This is a genomic window from Pseudoalteromonas sp. 5Ae-yellow (assembly GCF_014077565.1).
In the GTDB taxonomy this organism is placed as follows: Bacteria; Pseudomonadota; Gammaproteobacteria; order Enterobacterales; family Alteromonadaceae; genus Pseudoalteromonas.
In genome coordinates this window covers 1-21,254 of record NZ_JACGWD010000057.1, presented here as the reverse complement: position 1 = coordinate 21,254, position 21,254 = coordinate 1, and the positions used below count along the sequence as shown (strand labels likewise).

General features: G+C 38.2%; 22 protein-coding genes and 1 pseudogene. 15 read left to right on the top strand and 8 right to left on the bottom strand.

Annotated features, from left to right (window positions below; translation table 11 throughout):
* The first annotated feature begins 34 nt into the window (after positions 1-34).
* From H4J63_RS14730 to H4J63_RS14720, 3 genes are read left to right on the top strand one after another with little or no spacing between them, the layout of a single operon-like run.
* Positions 35-2,503, top strand: coding sequence for a YdbH domain-containing protein (locus H4J63_RS14730; protein WP_182197296.1), 2,469 nt, complete (start codon positions 35-37; stop codon positions 2,501-2,503).
* A gap of 2 nt (positions 2,504-2,505) precedes the next feature.
* Positions 2,506-2,703 carry a YnbE family lipoprotein gene (locus H4J63_RS14725; RefSeq protein WP_002961070.1) on the top strand — a complete coding sequence of 66 codons (198 nt, stop codon included), beginning with the start codon at positions 2,506-2,508 and terminating at the stop codon, positions 2,701-2,703.
* Positions 2,704-2,714: 11 nt separating this feature from the next.
* Positions 2,715-3,044: a YdbL family protein gene (locus H4J63_RS14720; RefSeq protein ID WP_002961068.1), complete on the top strand. Its 330-nt coding sequence runs from the start codon at positions 2,715-2,717 to the stop codon at positions 3,042-3,044.
* Positions 3,045-3,102: 58 nt separating this feature from the next.
* Here H4J63_RS14720 and H4J63_RS14715 read toward each other — a convergent pair whose 3' ends face one another.
* Together H4J63_RS14715 and waaA are read right to left on the bottom strand one after the other, a co-directional pair.
* Positions 3,103-3,651: a DUF1415 domain-containing protein gene (locus H4J63_RS14715; protein WP_024604038.1), complete on the bottom strand. Its 549-nt coding sequence runs from the start codon at positions 3,649-3,651 to the stop codon at positions 3,103-3,105.
* Positions 3,648-4,946 carry a lipid IV(A) 3-deoxy-D-manno-octulosonic acid transferase gene (gene waaA / locus H4J63_RS14710; RefSeq protein ID WP_024604039.1) on the bottom strand — a complete coding sequence of 433 codons (1,299 nt, stop codon included), beginning with the start codon at positions 4,944-4,946 and terminating at the stop codon, positions 3,648-3,650. The genes H4J63_RS14715 and waaA overlap by 4 nt, the downstream gene beginning before the upstream one ends.
* 182 nt (positions 4,947-5,128) lie before the next feature.
* Here waaA and H4J63_RS14705 point away from each other — a divergent pair, with 182 nt between their 5' ends.
* Positions 5,129-5,719: an SIS domain-containing protein gene (locus H4J63_RS14705; RefSeq protein WP_002961065.1), complete on the top strand. Its 591-nt coding sequence runs from the start codon at positions 5,129-5,131 to the stop codon at positions 5,717-5,719.
* A complete protein-coding gene (gene hldE, locus H4J63_RS14700) occupies positions 5,719-7,158 on the top strand; it encodes a bifunctional D-glycero-beta-D-manno-heptose-7-phosphate kinase/D-glycero-beta-D-manno-heptose 1-phosphate adenylyltransferase HldE (protein ID WP_024604040.1) in 1,440 nt (479 codons plus the stop codon). The genes H4J63_RS14705 and hldE overlap by 1 nt, the downstream gene beginning before the upstream one ends.
* 93 nt (positions 7,159-7,251) lie before the next feature.
* On the opposite strand, the gene H4J63_RS14695 is transcribed toward hldE, so the two are convergent.
* Positions 7,252-8,799, bottom strand: coding sequence for a capsule assembly Wzi family protein (locus tag H4J63_RS14695; RefSeq protein ID WP_182197294.1), 1,548 nt, complete (start codon positions 8,797-8,799; stop codon positions 7,252-7,254).
* A 169-nt stretch (positions 8,800-8,968) separates the two neighbouring features.
* Between H4J63_RS14695 and H4J63_RS14690 the strand changes: the two genes are divergently transcribed.
* Positions 8,969-10,039, top strand: a complete 1,071-nt coding sequence (locus tag H4J63_RS14690; RefSeq protein WP_182197292.1) for a glycosyltransferase family 1 protein — start codon at positions 8,969-8,971, stop codon at positions 10,037-10,039.
* Complete coding sequence (locus tag H4J63_RS14685; RefSeq protein ID WP_182197291.1) at positions 10,039-11,124, top strand: glycosyltransferase; 1,086 nt, start codon at positions 10,039-10,041, stop codon at positions 11,122-11,124. The genes H4J63_RS14690 and H4J63_RS14685 overlap by 1 nt, the downstream gene beginning before the upstream one ends.
* Position 11,125: 1 nt before the next feature.
* Here H4J63_RS14685 and H4J63_RS14680 read toward each other — a convergent pair whose 3' ends face one another.
* Entirely contained in the window at positions 11,126-11,854 is a 729-nt protein-coding gene (locus H4J63_RS14680) for a 3-deoxy-D-manno-octulosonic acid kinase (RefSeq protein ID WP_182197289.1), read from the bottom strand.
* Positions 11,855-11,976: 122 nt separating this feature from the next.
* Between H4J63_RS14680 and H4J63_RS14675 the strand changes: the two genes are divergently transcribed.
* From H4J63_RS14675 to glpG, 6 genes are all read left to right on the top strand, one after another.
* Positions 11,977-13,035 carry a glycosyltransferase family 9 protein gene (locus H4J63_RS14675; protein WP_024604045.1) on the top strand — a complete coding sequence of 353 codons (1,059 nt, stop codon included), beginning with the start codon at positions 11,977-11,979 and terminating at the stop codon, positions 13,033-13,035.
* Positions 13,035-13,598: a D-glycero-beta-D-manno-heptose 1,7-bisphosphate 7-phosphatase gene (gmhB, locus tag H4J63_RS14670; protein ID WP_182197288.1), complete on the top strand. Its 564-nt coding sequence runs from the start codon at positions 13,035-13,037 to the stop codon at positions 13,596-13,598. Before H4J63_RS14675 ends, gmhB begins: the two co-directional genes overlap by 1 nt.
* A gap of 159 nt (positions 13,599-13,757) precedes the next feature.
* Positions 13,758-14,951 (top strand): glycine C-acetyltransferase, encoded by a 1,194-nt coding sequence (locus H4J63_RS14665; RefSeq protein ID WP_182197286.1) that lies wholly within the window; start codon positions 13,758-13,760, stop codon positions 14,949-14,951.
* A 50-nt stretch (positions 14,952-15,001) separates the two neighbouring features.
* Complete coding sequence (tdh, locus tag H4J63_RS14660) at positions 15,002-16,027, top strand: L-threonine 3-dehydrogenase (RefSeq protein ID WP_024595694.1); 1,026 nt, start codon at positions 15,002-15,004, stop codon at positions 16,025-16,027.
* 68 nt (positions 16,028-16,095) lie between these two features.
* A complete protein-coding gene (gene glpE / locus H4J63_RS14655; protein ID WP_010554397.1) occupies positions 16,096-16,413 on the top strand; it encodes a thiosulfate sulfurtransferase GlpE in 318 nt (105 codons plus the stop codon).
* Positions 16,410-17,228, top strand: a complete 819-nt coding sequence (gene glpG / locus H4J63_RS14650) for a rhomboid family intramembrane serine protease GlpG (RefSeq protein WP_182197285.1) — start codon at positions 16,410-16,412, stop codon at positions 17,226-17,228. Before glpE ends, glpG begins: the two co-directional genes overlap by 4 nt.
* 3 nt (positions 17,229-17,231) lie before the next feature.
* On the opposite strand, the gene H4J63_RS14645 is transcribed toward glpG, so the two are convergent.
* Positions 17,232-17,630 carry a flagellar basal body-associated protein FliL gene (locus tag H4J63_RS14645; protein ID WP_165744229.1) on the bottom strand — a complete coding sequence of 133 codons (399 nt, stop codon included), beginning with the start codon at positions 17,628-17,630 and terminating at the stop codon, positions 17,232-17,234.
* Between the two features lie 154 nt (positions 17,631-17,784).
* Here H4J63_RS14645 and H4J63_RS14640 point away from each other — a divergent pair, with 154 nt between their 5' ends.
* On the top strand, positions 17,785-18,324 hold the full coding sequence (locus H4J63_RS14640; RefSeq protein WP_165744228.1) for a chorismate lyase: 540 nt from the start codon (positions 17,785-17,787) through the stop codon (positions 18,322-18,324).
* On the top strand, positions 18,321-19,199 hold the full coding sequence (ubiA, locus tag H4J63_RS14635; RefSeq protein ID WP_182197283.1) for a 4-hydroxybenzoate octaprenyltransferase: 879 nt from the start codon (positions 18,321-18,323) through the stop codon (positions 19,197-19,199). Before H4J63_RS14640 ends, ubiA begins: the two co-directional genes overlap by 4 nt.
* A 38-nt stretch (positions 19,200-19,237) precedes the next feature.
* On the opposite strand, the gene H4J63_RS14630 is transcribed toward ubiA, so the two are convergent.
* The 3 genes and pseudogenes from H4J63_RS14630 to H4J63_RS14620 all read right to left on the bottom strand — a co-directional run.
* Entirely contained in the window at positions 19,238-19,858 is a 621-nt protein-coding gene (locus H4J63_RS14630; RefSeq protein ID WP_182197281.1) for a 2OG-Fe(II) oxygenase, read from the bottom strand.
* A 91-nt stretch (positions 19,859-19,949) separates the two neighbouring features.
* A complete protein-coding gene (locus H4J63_RS14625) occupies positions 19,950-20,834 on the bottom strand; it encodes a LysR family transcriptional regulator (RefSeq protein ID WP_182197279.1) in 885 nt (294 codons plus the stop codon).
* Positions 20,835-21,158: 324 nt separating this feature from the next.
* Positions 21,159-21,254, bottom strand: a pseudogene (locus tag H4J63_RS14620) (IS5/IS1182 family transposase); the annotation flags it as partial.

Sequence of the window (21,254 nt, the reverse complement as noted above, 5' to 3'; positions counted from 1 at the left end):
TTTTAGCTAAAAGCACAAAGCATTTAAGGATAGTATGTTTAAGCGAGTTGGTTTAATTGTTGGTGTTTTATTGCTAAGTACCTTGCTGCTTAGTTATGTGTTTCGCTTGCCGTTATTACAGTGGGCTATAGCGCCTGAGCTTAAAAAAGCAGGCATTACGTTAAGTTGTCTCGATTTTTCAATTACGTCTGAACTAAATATTCATGCTGATAAAGTGTGTGTAAATTATCAAAATCAACAATTACAACTTACTGGTATTACTGCAAATACAAAGCGTGTAGATATTGAAAATGCAGTGCTAACAGTTAATTCACTCCCTAAAAGTGATAATGCTAATCAACTTGCTAAAAATCTCGATTTAGCACTTCCCTTAAACCGCCCATTAATCAATATTAAACAGCTTGTAGTAAAAAGTGATGAGCTCAATAAGCCACTTAAAATAAGCATATTAGAACCCACACTAAATAAATTTAATGTTACGGGTGATATAAACGCGAGTGCAATTTTGACTGCTAATAAAGTAAGTGGTCAGTTTGAAATTGATGACACTCTTTTAAAGCAAGCTATAAACACTAAAAATACATTAATTGCAGATGCTAATTTTAATACCCAGCAAGCGTTTAGCTTTGACGGTATAGAGCTTGAATTAAATGGCGATATTAGCTTCCAGTTTGCTCACACGTATGAGTTTTCTCATACAAATCAGCAGTGCCAGATTAACGTATTAACCACTGGTAAATTGGCGACTCATTTTAATTTAAATAGCCAAGCGTTAATGTTTAATACCGATTTGCTTAATAACAAAATTAATCTAACACCAAGCTGTACTGAGTTAATTCCACCGAGTGAATATGCAGGCTTTTTTAGCAAACAAGTTCCTTTAAATTGGCAACTTAAACTCCCTCAATCAATTCGCTTAGAGGGTAGTGAACTCAGTGTACCTGTAATTAATTTGGTGAGTGAAGGCGATAAGCTATTCGATTTTTTAATAACAGATACAACACTAAATATTACATCTCCACTTGAGTACTTACAGACAAATTTATCAGCTCAAATAAATACACCCGATATAAATAATATTAGCGTTAATGCTCAGTTATCTGGCGCTGTGATTAAAGGCGACTACGCCGTTATGCTTGAAGACTTGCCTGAGTTTGCACCTGCAACAGCGAATGGGCTTAGCCTTAGTGGTCACTTTAATATAAGTGAGTTTATAGACTCAAAACCAATTGGGCTTATAAATGCTAAATTAACGCTTAATAGTGTAGATGCGTTTGATATAAGTACAGTGCAATATCAAGGTGATTTAACAGCAAAAATGGATAAACAGTTAAACGCAGAGGTAGCGTTAACGCAGCAATTAAAAAGCGCAGAATATAAAGAATTTAAAGTCACAGATATAAGTAACAAATTAACAGCAAATGCTAATTTAGGCGTAGGTGAGTTATTTGCTGATCTAACAGCAAAAACGAATATAAAGGCTGTTAATAGCCCCGACATAAAACTTAATAATATAAAAGTAGAGTCTACGGGCTTGCAAAGCCGTGCACTAAAAGCCACGCATCACGCATTTATAAACGATGTTGAGTTAGTTGTAAATCATCATATGTCGTCGCAAGCTCATCCGTTTGAAGTCATTATTCCTGAACAAAGTACGCTGCTGTTAAATGCGCTTATTAGGCAATTTGAGCCACTTGCACAACTAACAGAGGGCGAATTTAATGGCTATATTAGTGGCGATGTAAACTTACAAAATGCATCGTTCAATATGGGGATTAGTCATACAAGTGCACTGTATAATGATTACCTTGCGAGTGATTTAAACAGTGTATTTAGCGGGGAATATAATTCAGGTAAGCTTAATGTAAAACCAACTACCTTTAATTTAAATGAGTTTAGAGCGGGTGCCGTAGTTAAAGCGATTGAAGGTCAATGGCAAGTTAATAACAATACCGCGCTTATAAATGATGTAAAAGGAAGTGTGTTTGGTGGCGAATTTTCGTTAGATACCTACACAATAGGGAAGCCAAACCAAGTTGCCAATGTTAAGTTTGAAAACATTGATGCAAGTAAACTCGTTACACTCGACGATAAGTCGGGCATTGTATTAACGGGGCGCTTGGCGGGGTCTTTACCTGTCCATTTTGATAGTGGAAAAATTGAAATAATTGACGGTAGTTTATTTAGCCAAGGAACAGGTAATTTAAAAATCACCAATAATGCCGCTTTTGATTCAGTAATGCAGCAACAGCAAGAGTTACAACCTGTTTTAGGGCTATTAACTAATTTAGATATTCAAAAACTTAATAGCAGTGTGGCACTAAAAAATGATGGTTGGTTAAAACTAGGGGTTAATTTGCAAGGCTATAATAAAGCAGAGCAGCAGCAGGTTAACTTTAATTATAACCACGAAGAAAACGTATTTACACTTTTACGCGCACTACGTTTAAGTGACGAAATTACACAAAAAGTTGAGCAACAATACTCACAAAAAGGAAACTAATAATGAGACAGTCGTTATTGATAAAAGTACTGCTCGCTCTGGGTGCTATTAGTGCACTAAGTGCTTGCACGCATCGTGTTGAGGTGTCTGCTAAAGAGCCCATTACTATTAATTTAAATGTGAAGGTCGATCACGAAATTCGCGTAAAAGTAGATAAAGAACTCGACAATTTATTTAGTGACGACAGTGAGTTATTTTAAGGAGCTAGAACATGAATACGAAGAAAAAATTAAACATTATTACGTTAGTTAGTGCAGTATGTATGTCGTTCTCTGCGTGGGCTATTAGCCTTGATGACGCTAAAAACCAAGGTTTAGTAGGTGAGGATAGCTCTGGTTATTTAGGGCTTGTTGTACAAAACGCAGAAGCAAAAGCCGTTGTTGATGACATAAATGCAAAGCGTAAAGCGCAGTACTTAAAGCTCGCTAAAAAGAATAACTTGTCACTTTCACAAGTAGAAGCGCTTGCTGCCGCTAAAACAATTGAAAAAACCCAAAGTGGTCATTACGTTGAAGTAAATGGTAATTGGGTTAAAAAATAAGCTTAGGTATTACTTGTTTTGCAAAAGTTTTTTTACAAACCAAAATAAAACCGAGCATTTAAGCGCTCGGTTTTTTACAGCCTTCAAGTAACTGCTGCCAAAAATCAATCCCCTTACGCCTTGCTAGATTTATATTATGCTCAGGAATAGATTCAGGCTCGTTATAACTATCAAGTGCTTCGCTCATACTTGCTTCGCGGATTAAATGCAATGTAGGAAAGGGTGCTCTATTTGTGTAGTTTGCGGCATCGGTTTCATCACTGTCGGCAAATACATAATCTGGGTGAAAATTAGCGATTTGATACTTACCTTCAAAGCCCTGCGCGACTGAAAGTGCATTAGCTAAATCGACCAAGTCTAAAAAGTCTTCAAAGTCACTAAAGCCATTGTCAAACATGATAAGGGTTGTTTCGCGCTCTGGTTCACGGTCAAGCTCAACACATTGCTCAAGCATATCCATTACAGCATCATCCACACTTGCTGCTGGACTTACTATGTAATGAATACAGTTATTTTCTACTTCTTTTCGAGCAAACGGGCAAAAGTTATATTTAACAATAACAGATGATACCCATTCGCGGGTTTGGCTTATAGCTATGTTGGTCACGGTTTTGGCTCTAAATATTGATTAATAATGGTAAGTGTTTTTTGTATAGCACCTTGGTTCTTAGTTACGCATTGCGCAGCTTTAATACCTAAGGTTTGGCACGCTTTTGTGTTTTGGCTAAACGTTATAAGCTGCTTTGCGAGTTCGTCGTTACTATCAACCACTACAGCACCTTTGAGCTTTGTTAGCTCGGGATAAACATGGTCAAAATTGTATGTGTGTGGACCTGTTATTACACCTACTGAAAACGCTGCTGATTCCAGTGGGTTATGCCCACCTCTGCGAATTAAGCTGCCACCAATAAAGCTCACGTTTGCAGCGCCATATAAACACTGTAATTCACCAAGCGTATCAGCAAGAAGTACTTGTTCATTGTTGTAGTTATTTTGGCTACGACGGCTAAAGCTAAGTGGGCTTTGCGTTAAAAGCTCTGCCACTTTGTCAAATTGCTCTGGATGGCGCGGGGCAATTATAAGTAATGCATTAGGTTGCTTTTTTAGTAACTCTTGATGGGCTAAAAGTACCAGCTCATGCTCAACAGGATGTGTTGAGCCTGCCACCCATACAAAGCGTTCATCGTTATTGTCTTCATTACTGTTATAAAGCTGTTTAAGGTTGAGTACTTTAGCTAATTGCTCTTCACTTGGTGTTATATCAAATTTTATAGAGCCTGTTACATGGCTTTTCGAAGTCTCAAGACCAAGCTCTATAAAACGTTTAGCATCTGTTTTATTGTGACTCGCAAGTACCGTAATTGAGCGCATAATAATATGCGTTAATTTAGCGACCTTTTGATAGCCTTGCTGTGACTTTTCAGAGAGTCTTGCATTGATAACAAGTACCGGTATATTTTTTTTGTGACTTATCGCCATTAAATTTGGCCATAGCTCTGTTTCTAAAATACATAATGCTTGTGGCTTTATACGCTTTAAAAATCGGGCTGTCGCAAACGGAAAATCGATTGGTAAGTAGCTACACGCCACAGAGTTTTTGAACTGGTTAAGTATTTGCTCTCTGCCTGTTGGAGTATTACAGGTTATAAGTATATTTAAATTTGGATGCACTTTTTGCAAAGCTTTAATGAGTGGCGTTGCGGCAAGTACCTCACCAACAGAAGCACAATGAAAAACTAAAGGTTTAGTTTTAACCGTAAATAAAGACTTACCGACAAACCCAAAGCGCTCTTTAAAGTGTGCACGATAGCCTTGGTTTTTTTTACCTCGTAAAATATAGAGATAAAATACAATCAGTGGGCTAATAATAATTAATGCGAATGAGTAAAAAATGCGTGCCATACTGATCTTTCTTAAAGGGAAGTGGCGTTAGTTTACCGTGAAATAGCCGTTTTCTAAACATACTCGTTATAAAATATGGTCTGGGTTCAGTTATAACCCGATAAAATACACACAATTAAATAAAATTATGGAATAATGAATTTAATTTTTCCTGCCATTTCAGTTCCAAGAGGAATTTTTTCATGTCAATTATCGATTCAGTGGCAACTAGCTACGTTGAAACATTAAACCGTCATCAGGCATTATTTGAAACGATGGAGGCTTATCATCAAGAATCTATGCAATTGTTAGAAGCATGCCATAGTGCATTACAAGCTGGTGGCAAGATTGTATGGTTTGGTAACGGCGGTAGTGCAGCCGATGCACAGCATTTAGCAGCGGAATTTGTAGTGCGTTATAAATTAGAGCGTGGTCCGCTTGCCTCTATGGCACTGACCACCGACACATCAATTTTAACAGCACACAGCAACGATTATCACTTTGATACGGTGTTTGAACGTCAAGTTCAAGCGCTATGTAAACCAGAAGACTTAGTGATTGGTTTAACTACATCAGGTACTAGCAACAATATTAATTTAGCATTAGAAGCCGCAAATAAACTAGGTGCTTTTACAGTCGCTTTAACAGGGCGGGATGGCGGCAAAGTAAAAGATATTGCTAAGTTACCTATTATTATAAAAAATGACGAAACAGCACGTATTCAAGAAGCTCACATGTTTATAGGTCACTGGTTATGTGAAGCCATGGATATGGTTGTTGCGGAGCAGCAGTAATGGATTTATCGTTATTAAAAAACTTATCGGCAGCACGTATATTAGTTGTTGGCGACGTAATGCTAGATCGTTATTGGTATGGCGACACAGGGCGTATTTCGCCAGAAGCGCCAGTACCTGTTGTTAAAGTAAGTAAATTTGAAGACAAAGCGGGCGGTGCAGCTAACGTTGCAAAAAATATAGCACGGTTAGATGCAAAAGTTGGCTTACTGGGCTTAATTGGCGAAGATGAAAGTGGGCAGATTTTAGAGACCATTTTAAAAGGTGAAAAAATAAGCTCACAATTAGTCAGTGTGTGTGATTTACCGACTATTTCTAAAATGCGCGTTATTAGTCGCCATCAGCAACTAGTTCGCCTTGATTTAGAAGAAACGTTTACTGAGCAACATAGTCAATTACTACTAAACCGCTTAGAGCTTGTACTAGATGAATACGACTTTATTGTGTTCTCTGATTACAGCAAAGGATCTTTAAGCTTAATTAAAGAAATGGTAAGCCTAGCTAAGGGCGCTGGAAAAACTGTTTTAATCGACCCTAAATCACCTGACTTACATTTATATAAAGGTGCTGATTACATTACACCTAATTTACATGAGTTTAAGTCAGCGGGCGGTCAAACCGATTCAGAAGAGGCTTTAGCAGCAAGTGCGCGTGATTTAATTAGCAAAAATGGCATTAAAGCCATGTTACTTACACGTTCTGAGCAAGGTATGTCGTTAATTGATGCAGATGAAAAGTTTGATTTTGCAGCACAAGAGCTTGAAGTAAGCGATGTAACTGGGGCCGGTGATACGGTTATAGCGACACTCGCGGTTATGCTTGGTGCGGGCATGGAACCAAAAGATGCTGTCGAAATTGCTAATTTAGCGGCAGGTATAGCGGTTAGTAAATTTGGTGCAGCAACGGTCTCGCCAGAAGAGTTAAGTCGTAAACTTGGTCAGTATTTACATACTACCGGCGAGCATTACCAAACACCATTTGATGATGTACTTCAACATATTGAATTTGCCAAACAAAATGGCGAAACAATTGTATTCACTAATGGCTGCTTTGATATTTTACATGCTGGGCATGTGCGTTATTTAGCACAAGCTAAAGCACGAGGCGATAGACTCGTTGTTGGATTAAATAATGATGAATCTATTACGCGTTTAAAAGGGGCAGATCGTCCTATTAACCCGCTAGATGAGCGTGCAATGGTACTTAGCGCACTTTCATCAGTTGATTGGGTTATTCCGTTTGGCAGTCCAGATGAAAACGATACACCCGCTAAATTAATCGAGCAAATAAGCCCTGATATTTTAGTTAAGGGTGGCGACTACACCGTAGAACAAATAGCGGGTGCTGAACATGTACTTCGCCATGGCGGAAAAGTTGAAGTGCTTGAGTTTTTAGATGGGTGCTCAACATCAAAAGTGATTAGTAAAATAAAACAGTAACTACTGATTTTACTTATTAAAAAGAAAAGGGATGAAAACGGTGTTTTCATCCCTTTTTTAATTTTAATACGTTACTTTATTAAAAGTAACGTATTAAAAGTTGTATTCATATTTGGCAAATGCCGATGTATCATTATCTACGTCATCATTGTTTGATGCAAAAGCACCTAAAGTGACGCGGCCGCCCATAGAAAGCATTCTGTAACGTACTTCTAGCTGTTTAGAGTTAAACCCTGTTTTAGTAATTGTATTTCCTAAGTCAGGATTGTTAGGATAACGATCGCGATTGTCACTATTATAATCAACACTGCGCAGTTTTACCTGCCAATCATTACCATTCGACAGCTGGCCTAATAAAGTTAAAACAACTGATTGGGCGTCGTTATCATAAGTTGAACCAATTGTACGGCCGTGGTAACGATAACCAGATTTGTAATCTGAGTGCTCATAGTAGCAATTTTCATTTGTAGACTCAGCTGAACATGAAACACTTGTATCTATATACTCTACATTTATTAATACGCTTTGATCGTATATTCGTTGTGTAGTTTGCACACCATACAAATAGGCTCTATCGGCTGGTTTAAACTGAGAACTAGCATCTTCGCCAATTGTACTGGCATATACAGCATAAGGTTGATTAAAAAGTGTATCTGACCAACGAACGTCAATACCCGCTAACTGATTACCAATTTTTGATTCTAACTGACTATCACAACTATCATTGCCATCAATACATGCTGTTTGCCCAGTGATAACATCAATAAAGTCTCCTGCAGATCCAGGTTGTCCGTCACCAGCCCATTGAGCAGACCAGCTCACGGCAATTTCTAATTGTTGTATTGGACGAATGTTTAATCTGCTGCTCCAAAGTAAAGTATCAGGAACAACACGCGTTGATTCAAGCTTTGCCATTTGTGCAGTAAAGCCCCATTGGCCGATCCAACTTAACCATGGTGTTTCAAAAGCGGTACTTTTTTCTCGAGTAACACTCAATGCAGGGAGTGGTTTTGCATTACCAGACATAATTAAGCTGTTATCAACACCTGGGCCCCAAAATTGTTCCACAGCACCCGCTCTAAAAATCCAGTTACCTAAGCGATATGCTAAGTAGCTGTCATCAAATGAGGTGTCGTTACAATCAGTTAAAGCTTGCTCATCAGTGGCTATATCATCAGTCGTTTTCCCATCAACTAAACATTTTTTACCATCTTTACGATAATTTACAGCTATTTTAGCCGCAAAGTTATCACCTAAATAGGAATAAGCAGCAGAAAGCTCGGTTTCTTGAGTATCAGTTGCACCAAAGCTTGTTGCTACAATAGGATCTGTCGCTGCAAATGCTGAAAATTGAACGCTATGCGAACTACTGTTCTCTGATTTATAACGGTGTTTAACGCGTAATAAAGCATCCTGTAAACTTGGGGATAATTGCTCCAGCGGCATGCTTTCAACATCACTTATAAAACTCTTCCACATAAGCGGGTATGTGGTTACAGGTGCTAAAATAACACCCGCATCAGCTAATTGTTGAATATCAGCTCTTAGGCCGTAATCATCAGGCTTTACCCAGGGTTCAGCATTTACTGATGCGCTTACTGCGCAAAAAAGAGTAGAGAGAAGAAAAATTCTGTTTCGCAAAGTTCAGATCCTTGTGATTTATATTGTGGCTAAGTTTATCAATCAAAGCGGTGGAATGCAGTAAATAATCAATTTTTTGGCGTTAATTTAATGCATAAAAATGTAACCTGTCTATCGCATGAAGTATCTGATTGATATACTACTGCTCAAATAGGAAATTGAGAATGCAATGAGCAACAAACGACTTTTATTTATTCCAGTATCATCGCCAGAAGGCATTGGTGAGTATATGCGCTCGTTATTGTTGGCTCAAAGTTTACAGGCAGAAGTTGCTGATTCTCTCGATATTCATTTTATATTAAATAAGCATACTCCTTATGCTAAAACTTGTCCTTTTAAAGCTACACTGCTCGAACACTCAGCAACTAAAGAGCTAGATTCTGTTTGCGCTTTTATAGCGCAATTTAAACCTGATGTCGTTGTTTTCGATTGTGCAGGGCGCGCGGGCCACATGAAAGCAGCTAAAAAAGTTGGGGCCAAGGTAGTATTTATATCTCAGCATGCTAAAAAACGTGCTAAAGGCTTAAAGCTTAACAGGGTAAATTTAATTGATGCACATTGGGTGGTTCAACCTGATTACTGTATTGAGCCACTTACATGGACAGAAACTACCAAGTTAGACATGTTTTCTTTGGCTCCCCCTCGCAATGTAGGGCCTTTTGTTGCATTTGCCTCTAGCGAGCAAAAACATGATGTTTTAAATCGCTATAATTTAGTAGCGAATGACTACTTTATTGTTAATGCGGGTTCAGGCGGCCATAGTGTAAACAACCTAAACTGTTCTGATATATATTTTGAAGCTGCACTTAAAATAACTAAACTCACAGGCCTAAAAGGTGTTGTTGTTTTTGGTCCAAATTATAATAAAATCATTCCCAAAAGTGATGAACTAATTTGTTTAACAAGCTTGCAACACACTGATTTTTTAGCATTAATGAATCAAGCTAAAGTTGCATTACTGAGTGGCGGCGATACCCTACTACAAGCAATTGCCGTTAAAACACCTATTGTTGCATGTGCAATTTCTAAAGATCAAAATACACGTTTGGATCACTGTGTTAATACGGGTGTTGTAATTAAAACAAATCTTGATATAGATGAAATCACTACAAAAATAGCTCAAGTTATTACCGAGCCTTTTTATAGTGAGTTTATTGATAAATATAACCAGCTTGATAATTCAAATAGTTACGATGTAATAATTAATAGTATAAAAAGTATGCTTGCAGGGGAAAGTTGATGAATGTTGTTATTGTAATAGATTCATTAGTGGGGGGAGGAGCTGAAAAAGTAATGCTTACTTTGGCTGAAAAAATGGCGAAACTACATCACAATATCACTATTTTATCTCTTGCTAGCAACGCTGAGTATGACATTCCTGATATAGTTAATGTTGATAGTCTTTTTTCTGATAGAGCGTCTAAGGTAGATAGATTCTGGCAGCGAAAAAATAGTATTTTGCGATTAGAAGCGTGGTTTGAAAAAAAACAAAGCGAGATTGGCAATATTGATCTAGTGCTTTCTAACCTTGATAGAAGTAATAATTTACTTGCACGTAGTAATATCAAAAATGTTCACTTTGTTATTCATAACTCCGTCAATGCAGAACTTGCACGTCAAAAAAAGTTAGGTCCATTTTCATACTTATACCTTAAAAAAAGTAAGCAAAACTTAAATGGTAAATCACTTATTTGCGTATCAAAGGGTGTTGAAAAAGAAATAACACAAGGGGATTTAATTAACCCAAGTGCAATCGCGACTATTTATAACCCGTTCGATTTTGAAAAAATAAGACAGCAAGCAAATGAGCAAAATAACAATATCCCAAATGAGCCTTACTTAATTCATGTAGGAAGACTCGCCAAACAAAAACGCCACGATATATTATTTGCAGCATTTGCAAAGCTTGATAAAAAATACAAGTTAGTCCTTTTATGTAATAAACCGGCTAAAGCGCTAAAGCTTGCACAGCAATATGGCATAGAAAAACAGTTAGTAGTGCCTGGATTTCAACAAAACCCGTACAACTGGATTAAGCATGCCAAAGCTTTAGTTTTGAGTTCTGATTTTGAAGGACTGCCAACGGTATTAATTGAGGCTTTAGCGGTGGGTACTCCGGTAGTTAGCACTAATTGTACATTTGGACCAAGCGAGATATTAACAGGCGAGCTGAGTAAATATTTAGTACCCGTTCAACAAAGTGAGGCATTAGCCAATGCCGTTAAGCAGGTGCTAGTAGATAAGCCAAATGTAGAAAACGCAGATATTCTAAAACAAGTACAGGCAGAGCAGGTTGCTCTGCAGTATTTAGCATTGGCTAACTAAGTTAACTTATATTAGCGAGTGTTTTGAGGTAGTTGCTGTGCAGAGTTTGCCAGTCATTCACTTGCCAATTAAATACATCATTTCGACCTTGTTCTTTTAAAAATGAGCGCTCAAGGCGTGTTATATTACTTTGTTGCCACTGTGGGTTAGGCGTTCTTATTTCACCTCTGTCAAAGTCGATAATATACGCATCACCAATATCATTAAATAAAATGTTATTAATGTTTAAATCAGCGTGGTAAACGCCTTTTGAATGAAATAGCGCGATTGTTTTAGCAATGCGCTCCAACTCATCTTCAGTCAATGAACGTTCAATTAATATGTCGAGTACACTTTTAGCACCTGTAACGGCCTCGGTAATAATATCACCACGATAAATTAACCCGCTGCGGGTTACTTTAGCTGCAATAGGGGTGGGTACGTTTAAACCAAGCTCTATAAGCTTAGTCATTAAGCTAAACTCTTTATACACACGGGTTTTTTCAAGCCCTGGGTATAAATATTGATCGCTTAGCAATTTACCCACTAAACCACCGCGCCAATAATGCCTAAGTACGGCTGTTAATTTGTCTTGTTTAAAAAACCATGCTGTTGCTCTGCCTTTTTTAGCACCCACAATTTTATTTTGTTGTTGCCAATAATTTGTATCAAACCAATCGAGGGTAATTTGGCTTGTGTATTTAGGGTGGCTTAATACAGTGTGATTGCCTTGCACGTGTTGTTTAAACATAGCTCTGTGTAATTGCTAAATAATAGGCCTATATTAGCGCGTTTTAAAGCGCAGGATAAGTGCTTGCAATAGCGTGATTATAATTTAAGATCGGCTTTTGTATTAAATACCTAAGGGAATGTGTGACTCAAGCTCCTAATTATTCATCTATTTGTATATTAAGACTCTCTGCCATTGGTGACGTATGTCATGGTGTGAGTGCTGTACAAGCCATTCAAAAAGCACACCCGAATGCGAAAATCACCTGGGTAATTGGCAAAATAGAAGCCATGTTACTTGCTGACTTACAGGGTGTTGAGCTGGTGGTATTTGATAAAAAGCAAGGCAAAGCAGCGCTTAAAAGCTTAAAGCAACGCTTCAACAACCAAAAGTTTGATGTGCTTCTTAATATGCAAGTTGCATTAAGGGCTGGGTTTGTAGCGCGTTGTATTCCTGCAAAAGTAAAAATAGGGTTCGATAGGGCTCGTTCAAAAGAATTACATAGCTTATTTATTAATAAACGAATAGATCCACAAGCTCAGGCGCACGTTCTTGAAGGCTTTAAAGGTTTTGCAAAAGCCATTGGTGTTTCTGATTATAAACCGAGTTGGAACATGCCATATACCGAGCAAGACCAAGCGGTTGCAGATGAGTTACTAACACCAGAATACCTAACTAATAAACTATTAGTAATATCGCCCGCAGCTAGTAAAGCGCAGCGTAATTGGCTCGCTGATCGTTATGCCACATTGGCTGATTATGCAAGCGAGCAAGGCTTTAAGGTGGTATTGACGGGTGGTCCAACAGAGCTTGAAATTAACCTAGCAAATAGCATTATTGAGCACAGCAACACGCCTATTTTAAATTTAGTAGGTAAAACAAAACTCAAAGAGTTGTTGTGCGTGTTAAAGCGTGGCAGCTTAGTGCTTGCCCCCGACACGGGTCCTGCGCATATGGCAGTAACAGTTGGTACGCCGGTTATTGGTTTATATGCACATTCAAATCCAGCACGCACAGGTCCTTATTTATATCAAGACTACGTGGTAGAGGTTTATCATCAAAACTTGTTTAAGCAAACAGGTAAAACGGCTGAGCAAGTACCGTGGGGGACACGCGTAAAAGGCGATGATTTAATGAGCCAAATTACAGTTGATGATGTAAAAGCGATGTTTGACCATGTTGTACAAAAAGAGTCTTTGTAATGAATGCACAACAAAAAAATAAAGCGCTTTTTTTAGACCGAGATGGCGTGGTAAATGTTGATCATGGTTATGTGTATCAAAGCGATAAATTTGAATTTATTGACGGTGTTTTTAGCACTTGTAAAACATTTTATGATGCAGGCTATAAAATCATAATCGTCACTAATCAATCTGGAATTGGTCGAGGTTATTACACCGAAGCTGATTTTTTAGCACTGACCGAGTGGATGAAAGACCAGTTTAGTGCTCACAGCATTGCAGTTACCGATGTGTATTTTTGCCCGCATCACCCTAAAAAAGCGCGCCCTGAATATTTGAAAGAGTGCAGTTGCAGAAAGCCTGCGCCAGGTATGTTATTACAAGGCATACAAGAGCATAATATCGACCCTGCTTGCAGTATTATGGTGGGCGATAAACTCAGTGATATGAAGGCTGCGAAAAAAGCGGGCATCACTACACGCGTTTTAGTGCGTTCAGGGCAAAGCTTTGACGAAAGCGCTAAGCAAGAAGCTGATTTAATTATCGATTCTATAAGTAGTTTACCTGCACTTTTAAACACATAAATAAACAGCCTGTAAACTGGCAGGAATTCCTTCCAACTGAGGGCGTTTGCGACGAACTGCAAACCGTGCATTTTACCCATTAAACTTTTACAATACCCCGCATAATAAACAGCCGCGAAAGTGCGGTTGTTTACCCGTTCAAATATATGGAGAACCTAGATGAGAGCATCTGCTTTTTTTAGCCAGCTACAACAGCAAATTGAAGACGTAAAAACCGAAGGTTTGTATAAAAACGAACGTATTATTAAGTCCCAGCAGCAAGCTCAAATCGAAGTTGCATCAGGTAAAGTAATCAACTTTTGTGCTAATAACTATTTAGGTTTAGCTAATAGCCCAGAGTTAATTGAAGCGGCGCAAAATGGTTTAAATAATCATGGTTTTGGTGTGGCTTCAGTACGTTTTATTTGTGGCACTCAAGATATCCATAAAACACTAGAGCAAAAAATCAGTGCGTTTTTAGAAACAGAGGATACTATTTTATATTCTTCATGTTTTGACGCAAACACAGGTTTGTTTGAAACTATTTTAGGCGCAGAAGACGCTATTATTTCTGATTCATTAAATCATGCATCAATTATCGACGGTGTACGTTTATGTAAAGCTAAGCGTTTTCGTTATGCAAATAACGACATGGCTGAGCTTGAGAAGCAACTTATTGCAGCAGATGAAGCCGGTGCTAAAACTAAACTAATTGCTACCGATGGCGTGTTTTCTATGGACGGCGTTATTTGTAATTTAGAAGCTGTGTGCGACTTAGCCGATAAATATGATGCGCTTGTAATGGTAGATGACTCTCACGCAGTTGGCTTTGTTGGCGAAAACGGTAAGGGTACACCTGAGTACTGTAATGTATTAGACCGTGTAGATATTATCACCGGTACATTAGGTAAAGCGCTGGGCGGTGCTTCAGGTGGTTATACATCAGGTAAAAAAGAAATTGTTGAATGGTTACGTCAGCGTTCACGCCCATACTTGTTCTCAAACTCATTAGCGCCTTCAATTGTTACTGCATCAATTAAAGTACTTGAAATGCTTGAAAATGGCGGCGAGCTTCGCGCTAAACTTTGGTCAAATGCTAAATATTTCCGTGAGCAAATGGAAGCTGCTGGTTTTACATGTGCAGGTAAAGATCATGCAATTATCCCTGTAATGCTAGGAGATGCCAAAGTAGCCTCGTTAATGGCTGATAAATTACTTGCTGAAGGCATTTACGTAACCGGTTTTTCATTCCCTGTAGTACCAAAAGGGCAAGCGCGTATTCGTACACAAATTTCAGCGGCACATAGTATTGAGCAGCTCGATACAGCTATCGATGCATTTACCCGTATTGGTAAAGAAATGGGCGTTATTTAATTTTATTTTAAACCGAAGCCTCGCTTCGGTTTTTTAGTTGAGTGTGGATTATGAAAGCATTATCTAAATTAAAAGCAGAACCGGGCATTTGGATGACAGATGCACCAAAGCCAGAAGTAGGTCATAACGACTTACTGATTAAAATTCGCAAAACAGCTATTTGTGGTACCGACGTACATATTTACAAGTGGGACGAATGGGCAAGTAAAACAATTCCAACGCCTATGGTTGTTGGCCATGAATATGTTGGTGAAGTCGTTGATATGGGCCAAGAAGTTCGTGGCTTTCAGGTTGGCGACCGCGTATCTGGCGAAGGGCATATTACGTGTGGGCATTGTCGAAATTGTCGTGCAGGGCGTGTACATTTATGCCGTAATACAACGGGTGTAGGTGTAAACCGTGAAGGTGCGTTTGCCGAATATTTAGTTATTCCTGCATTTAACGCATTTAAAATTCCAGATAATATTTCTGACGAACTCGCTTCTATTTTCGACCCATTTGGTAACGCAGTTCATACCGCACTATCGTTTGACTTAGTTGGCGAAGATGTACTTATCACTGGTGCAGGCCCAATTGGTATTATGGCAGCAGCTGTTGCAAAACATGTTGGTGCTCGCCACGTTGTAATTACCGACGTAAACGAATACCGCCTAGATTTAGCACGTAAAATGGGGGCTTCACGCGCTGTAAACGTTGCCAATGAAAAGCTTGAAGATGTAATGAAAGAGCTAGGTATGACAGAGGGTTTTGATATTGGCCTTGAAATGTCAGGTGTGCCAAGCGCGTTTAATTCAATGCTTAATAATATGAACCACGGCGGTAAAATTGCCATGCTGGGTATTCCACCATCTGATATGGCAGTTGACTGGAACCAAGTTATTTTTAAAGGTTTAGTGATTAAAGGTATTTACGGTCGCGAAATGTTCGAAACGTGGTACAAAATGGCAAGTTTGATTCAATCTGGCCTAGATTTAAACCCAATCATTACACATCAATATTCTGTGGATGACTTCCAAGCTGGCTTTGATATGATGATTTCAGGTCAGTCAGGTAAAGTAATTTTAAACTGGGATTAGTTCCTCACTAAATTACAAGAAGGGCGGCTTTAGCCGCCTTTTTTATACTATTAATTAAAGAGATTTCAATGGCATTTAAACATATTTCTATAGCGCAAACGTTAGAGCTTTTAGATAAAGAAGACGTGGTAATTGCAGATATTCGCGATCCTAATTCGTATCAAGCCGGTCGCATTCCAGGCTCAGAAGCACTTTCTAACGGTAATATCGCACAATTTATGATGGAAAAAGAATTCGATCAGCCAATTATTATTGTCTGCTACCACGGTATGAGCTCACAAGGCGCAGCTAGCTACTTAGTTGAGCAAGGTTTTGAAGACGTTTACAGTATGGATGGCGGCTTTACAGCTTGGGAAGCTGCTTACAGCGAGAAAGTAGAGCGATGATAGAGCTTGGCAGTTTAAATAACCCGCGCGCCGCACAGGGCTTTATAGATTATTTAAAAAGCCAAGGTTTACAAGGACAATTAAGCTCCTCAGATGGTAGCAATGTCATTATTAGTGTTGCGCCTGAGCATTTTCATCAAATACAACCTTTATGGGCCGAATTTACACAAAACCCTAACCATGAACGCTATCAACAAGCTTCATGGGATGTAGGTAGCACACAATCGCCGCTTAAATACCAAGGGCAATCACTTAATCTAATGACGCGATTTAAAGCGCTTAGCTGGTTAAATCAAACCGTAAGTATTGTAAGCGTTATAGTTTATTTTGCTTTTTTACTAGGTGGTTTTGAGACCATTTACACCATGATGCAGTTTAAACCTACGCAGCCTTTAAGTTGGTTAACGCCCGCCCTCGTACATTTTAGCGCGATGCATATAGTGTTTAATTTAATTTGGTGGATGTCGCTTGGTGACAATATCGAAAAACAATGCGGAAAACTCACCCTAATAGGTTTGTTTTTAGTAACTGCACTTATAAGTAATTGGGCACAATACTTAATGGTTGGCCCCAATTTTGGCGGCTTGAGTGGTGTGGTGTATGGGCTACTTGGTTTTTGCTGGATTCATAGCTTTTTAAATCCTAACAAGCCTGCGCTTGTAAGTACGGCTATTGTTGGCTTTATGTTGATTTGGTTAGTGCTTGGGTTTGCTGATGTATTGTTTGTAGGTATGGCTAATTGGGCGCACTTAGGTGGGTTACTTAGCGGTATGGCTTTTGCCTATACCGCCAAAATATTTAACGCAAAACGTTAAATACTAATGATATAAATATTTAGTGAACAAGACTTCACGGATGATCTCTTGTCCTGTTTCTTCTTTTAGCAGGCTTTTTAGTTTTTCGGCGCACTTTGCACGTATTTCTTCACGGCCAGTAAGTGATTTTATTTTTTCTTCTGGTTCTTTAGATAAAATCTCTACTAGGGCATCACGAAGTAATGGCGTGTGGTGTTCAACCAGTGCAATATCAGAAGTATCAGTAAGCATTAAATCAATAGTTACACGCACATAGCCCATTTTTTTACTTGATGCGCCAATGTAGTTGGTGATTATATCTGGCTCAAAACCAAAATAACCAACTGTGGATTCAGCACGAGCTGTAAAGCTAATAACGCTTACAAAGAACGTAAAAAGACCTGCGTATACTATTTTTTTCATATTTAAAGCGTTTCTTAAAACTTGTTACAAATAGTTTATACTTAATAGTAGGTAATAAACAGCGCCAAGCAATTATTTATGGTTATAAAACATCACTTTTTCAAAAGCTTTGGCAATGGTATCATCTCGTTGTTTTTTATTTTGTTGAGCTATTATGATTACTTATCCTCTGTCTATATCTGCTAATTGGCAGTCCACTTCTTATATAAGTGACTTATCTCCTCTAGAGCAAGAGTGGCTTTTTGAACAGAATTCATTAACGGCTAAATTAAAAAGCAACTCAAAAACTTTTAATGTAAAGGTATTAAGTGAGCAGTTATTTACTTTAAGCCCAGAGCAAAACTTACTACTAAACAGCACAGCTAAAACAGCTATGAATCGAGAAGTTCTCTTACTGTGCGATAACAAACCTGTGGTGTACGCACAAAGCTGGCTTCCGAAAAATGATTCTATTAATCCTTTGCACAATATGGGCGAGCGTCCTTTAGGTGATGTGATTTTTCAGGACCCAGCATTAAAAAGAACGGATATAGAAATTGCTTATTTTGATGACACGCACCCTATTCAGCAATTAGTTACAAAATTGAACTTACCCGAGAAAAACTTACTAGGGCGTCGAAGTGTATTCTCACTCAAAGAATATAAGTTTTTAGTGTGTGAAGTGTTTTTACCTGGAGCATATTTATACTCATGAAATTAGCCGCTTTAAAGCCAAAACATATTCCTTATTATATACAGTTAATGCGTATAGATAAGCCCATTGGTACCTTGTTATTACTTTGGCCAACATACTGGGCTTTATGGCTTGCTAATAGTGGGATGCCGAGCTTACTCAACCTTATTATATTCACGCTGGGCGTTGTTGTTATGCGTAGCGCAGGGTGTGTAATTAATGATTTTGCAGATAGAAAAATAGACGGCTCGGTAAAACGCACAGCTCAACGGCCGCTAGCTTCAGGGCAGGTGAGTAGTGGTGAAGCACTTAGTCTATTTTTACTACTCATAGTTATTGCGTTCATTTTAGTATTAATGCTTAGCGTTAATACTATTTTGCTTTCTTTTGGAGCTTTGGCTTTAGCCTTTTGTTACCCCTTTATGAAGCGCTATACACAGTTACCTCAAGTTGTTTTAGGGGCTGCATTTGGTTGGGCTATTCCTATGGCGTATATGGCTTCAATTAATGCACTACCACAGCAGGCATGGTTATTATTTATAGCCAATATTTGCTGGACAGTGGCTTACGACACCATGTATGCGATGGTTGATAGGGACGACGATTTAAAAATAGGGGTAAAATCAACCGCTATTTTATTTGGTAAATACGACCGCCATATTATCTTTTTACTTAATGCTGTATTTATAGCGTTGGTTGCTTTTATTGGTATAAGCAATCATTTAAGTGTCGCGTTTGGCGTTGGTTTAAGTATTGCTGCGGGCCTATTGGCATACCAACAAACGCTTATTCATAAACGTGAAAGAGATGCCTGTTTTAAAGCGTTTTTAAATAATCATTACGTGGGTTTGGCTATCTTTATAGGGTTATTACTTTCATACCCAATAGCATTTTAAAAACCTCAATAAAGGCTGTTAAAATGCTCTATTAGGAGTTATCGGGGCGGATCAATAATGCCGCTAATAGAGGCGTTTTTTCTAAACCAGCCTGCAATAGAATAGCGATCGTCAACGGCGGGAAGTACTTCGTGGGCAAAGCGTTCGCTTTCAAACATTACTAATGTGCCAGCAGTTGGTTTAATTGTTATTTCTATCTCTTTACTTTTAGGTTTATAAATAACAAGTTCGCCACCTTGCTTAGGCGTATTTAAATAAAGTACCGTTGTAAATACTCGATTAGAGCGACCTTTAAATGCATCTAAGTGCTTTTTGTAAAAATCATCCTGTGTATATTTTGCATAATGGCATTCGTAATCAAATAACCCCATAAAAAAACTGCGATTTAACGTGGTCTTTATACTTTGCATTATTGCTTGATAGGTAAGCTGTGCTTGAGAGCTGCCGTCAAACCAATAGGTTTTATCAGTACGTACGGCTTTATCTATTTGTAAGTCATTTAATCGACCAATACCAGCAAGGCTAAAGTGAGGGTTTATACGGTGGCAGTCTGCAACTAAATCGTTAACTAAATCGGCAATAAGCGCGTTATGAATTACGGTATATCCTTGGCGTTCTATATCATCTAAATAGACATCAGGACCAAAAAGTGTGTTCATTCACATCAGCTGTTTAAAAAAGGTGCGACAGTGTAGCCGAAAAGCTGTTAAAAGCTACTGTTTATTGTGCCGCACTTTTTGAAACATCAGATTAGCTAAATGCAGCACCCGCTTTTTTTATAAGCGATAGTAAATGCTCTACATGTTCAGTAATCGACGTCTGTTGGCTTGTTTGTACAACGAGTTGTTCGTGGTTTAAACCTTTATTTGTTTTAAGTTGTACTAATTCAGAATTCTCTGCGATTGCATTAGCATGTTCAATGCTTGCAATAGCAAAATGGTCTGATTTAACTACACCTGCCATTACTTGCTCAATACTGCCCACTTTAATACTTGATGATTTATTTAAAGAATCAATCGCTTCATTAAGCATAGTTTGTACTTGTTTAGACTCAGAGAAACAGCCAAACATCGGGTAGCTATCAAGGTTTTGTTTACTTATATCGTTTTTATGGGCAAGAGGGTGGTTTTTTGAAACAAATAATACAAGCTGATCTGGTAAGTGAATGTCACTACCAATGCTGTTAATAGCTTGAGAGTATACGCTTATATCTATTTCACCCTGTTGGAGTTTGCGCGTTAGCTCTTGCTGATCTTGTAGCTGCATCTCAATTTTTATATGAGGGTATTGAGCTAAAAACTGTCCACAAGAAATAGGTACTATGCTGCTTGCCTTATTGGTATACCCAATAACGAGCTTTTCATTGGCATTACCGTTTACTGATTGAAAAATCCGCTTTTTCGTTAGCTCAAGTTCCGATAGGGTTGTTTTAGCATATTCTAGAAAAAGTTCGCCTTCTGGCGTTAATTTAACTGAGCGTGTTGAGCGTTTAACTAATTCATATCCCATTTCATCTTCAAGTGTTTGAATGCTGCGCGTTAGCGCTGAAGTACTAATTTGGGTTTGTTCAGCAGCTTGTCTAAAATGACGTAATACACCAAGTGCTACAAATTGCTCTAATTGTTCAAATCTCACTTTATAGTCCCTTTTTATAAGTAAGTCGCAGATACCACGGGCATCAAACACATTAATTTTTTATTCTAAAGTTTAGTAAAATTCTATATTGAAATACGTTTGTAAGTTCATACGTGTTTCCAGCAGGATACCCCCCTTTTAGTATTAATTAAAGAGTAAAGCGACCAAATAGTATTACTTTTTAAATTCATAACTAGTTGTTTATTGTATTTTATCTATATTTTTGCAATGGGTTATCTAAGTAAAGTTATTTGTAGTCAGTAAGTTAGTTAGTATATTTGGATTAAATTGTTCTAGGGGCTGTTGATCTTTGTAGTACATATATCAATCAGCCCACATTGGTAGCCACATCATAGTAAATGCTAAAGCGAGCATTGAATGATAATTTCGTTCAAGCTTTTCATACCGCGTGGCTATCCC

Bases quoted from the DNA above. Each gene is read 5' to 3' on its own strand.
- H4J63_RS14730 (WP_182197296.1), top strand. From the start codon at position 35: ATGTTTAAGCGAGTTGGTTTAATTGTTGGTGTTTTATTGCTAAGTACC.
- H4J63_RS14725 (WP_002961070.1), top strand. From the start codon at position 2,506: ATGAGACAGTCGTTATTGATAAAAGTACTGCTCGCTCTGGGTGCTATT.
- H4J63_RS14720 (WP_002961068.1), top strand. From the start codon at position 2,715: ATGAATACGAAGAAAAAATTAAACATTATTACGTTAGTTAGTGCAGTA.
- waaA (WP_024604039.1), bottom strand. From the start codon at position 4,946: ATGGCACGCATTTTTTACTCATTCGCATTAATTATTATTAGCCCACTG.
- H4J63_RS14705 (WP_002961065.1), top strand. From the start codon at position 5,129: ATGTCAATTATCGATTCAGTGGCAACTAGCTACGTTGAAACATTAAAC.
- hldE (WP_024604040.1), top strand. From the start codon at position 5,719: ATGGATTTATCGTTATTAAAAAACTTATCGGCAGCACGTATATTAGTT.
- H4J63_RS14690 (WP_182197292.1), top strand. From the start codon at position 8,969: ATGAGCAACAAACGACTTTTATTTATTCCAGTATCATCGCCAGAAGGC.
- H4J63_RS14685 (WP_182197291.1), top strand. From the start codon at position 10,039: ATGAATGTTGTTATTGTAATAGATTCATTAGTGGGGGGAGGAGCTGAA.
- H4J63_RS14680 (WP_182197289.1), bottom strand. From the start codon at position 11,854: ATGTTTAAACAACACGTGCAAGGCAATCACACTGTATTAAGCCACCCT.
- gmhB (WP_182197288.1), top strand. From the start codon at position 13,035: ATGAATGCACAACAAAAAAATAAAGCGCTTTTTTTAGACCGAGATGGC.
- H4J63_RS14665 (WP_182197286.1), top strand. From the start codon at position 13,758: ATGAGAGCATCTGCTTTTTTTAGCCAGCTACAACAGCAAATTGAAGAC.
- tdh (WP_024595694.1), top strand. From the start codon at position 15,002: ATGAAAGCATTATCTAAATTAAAAGCAGAACCGGGCATTTGGATGACA.
- glpE (WP_010554397.1), top strand. From the start codon at position 16,096: ATGGCATTTAAACATATTTCTATAGCGCAAACGTTAGAGCTTTTAGAT.
- glpG (WP_182197285.1), top strand. From the start codon at position 16,410: ATGATAGAGCTTGGCAGTTTAAATAACCCGCGCGCCGCACAGGGCTTT.
- H4J63_RS14645 (WP_165744229.1), bottom strand. From the start codon at position 17,630: ATGAAAAAAATAGTATACGCAGGTCTTTTTACGTTCTTTGTAAGCGTT.
- H4J63_RS14640 (WP_165744228.1), top strand. From the start codon at position 17,785: ATGATTACTTATCCTCTGTCTATATCTGCTAATTGGCAGTCCACTTCT.
- ubiA (WP_182197283.1), top strand. From the start codon at position 18,321: ATGAAATTAGCCGCTTTAAAGCCAAAACATATTCCTTATTATATACAG.
- H4J63_RS14630 (WP_182197281.1), bottom strand. From the start codon at position 19,858: ATGAACACACTTTTTGGTCCTGATGTCTATTTAGATGATATAGAACGC.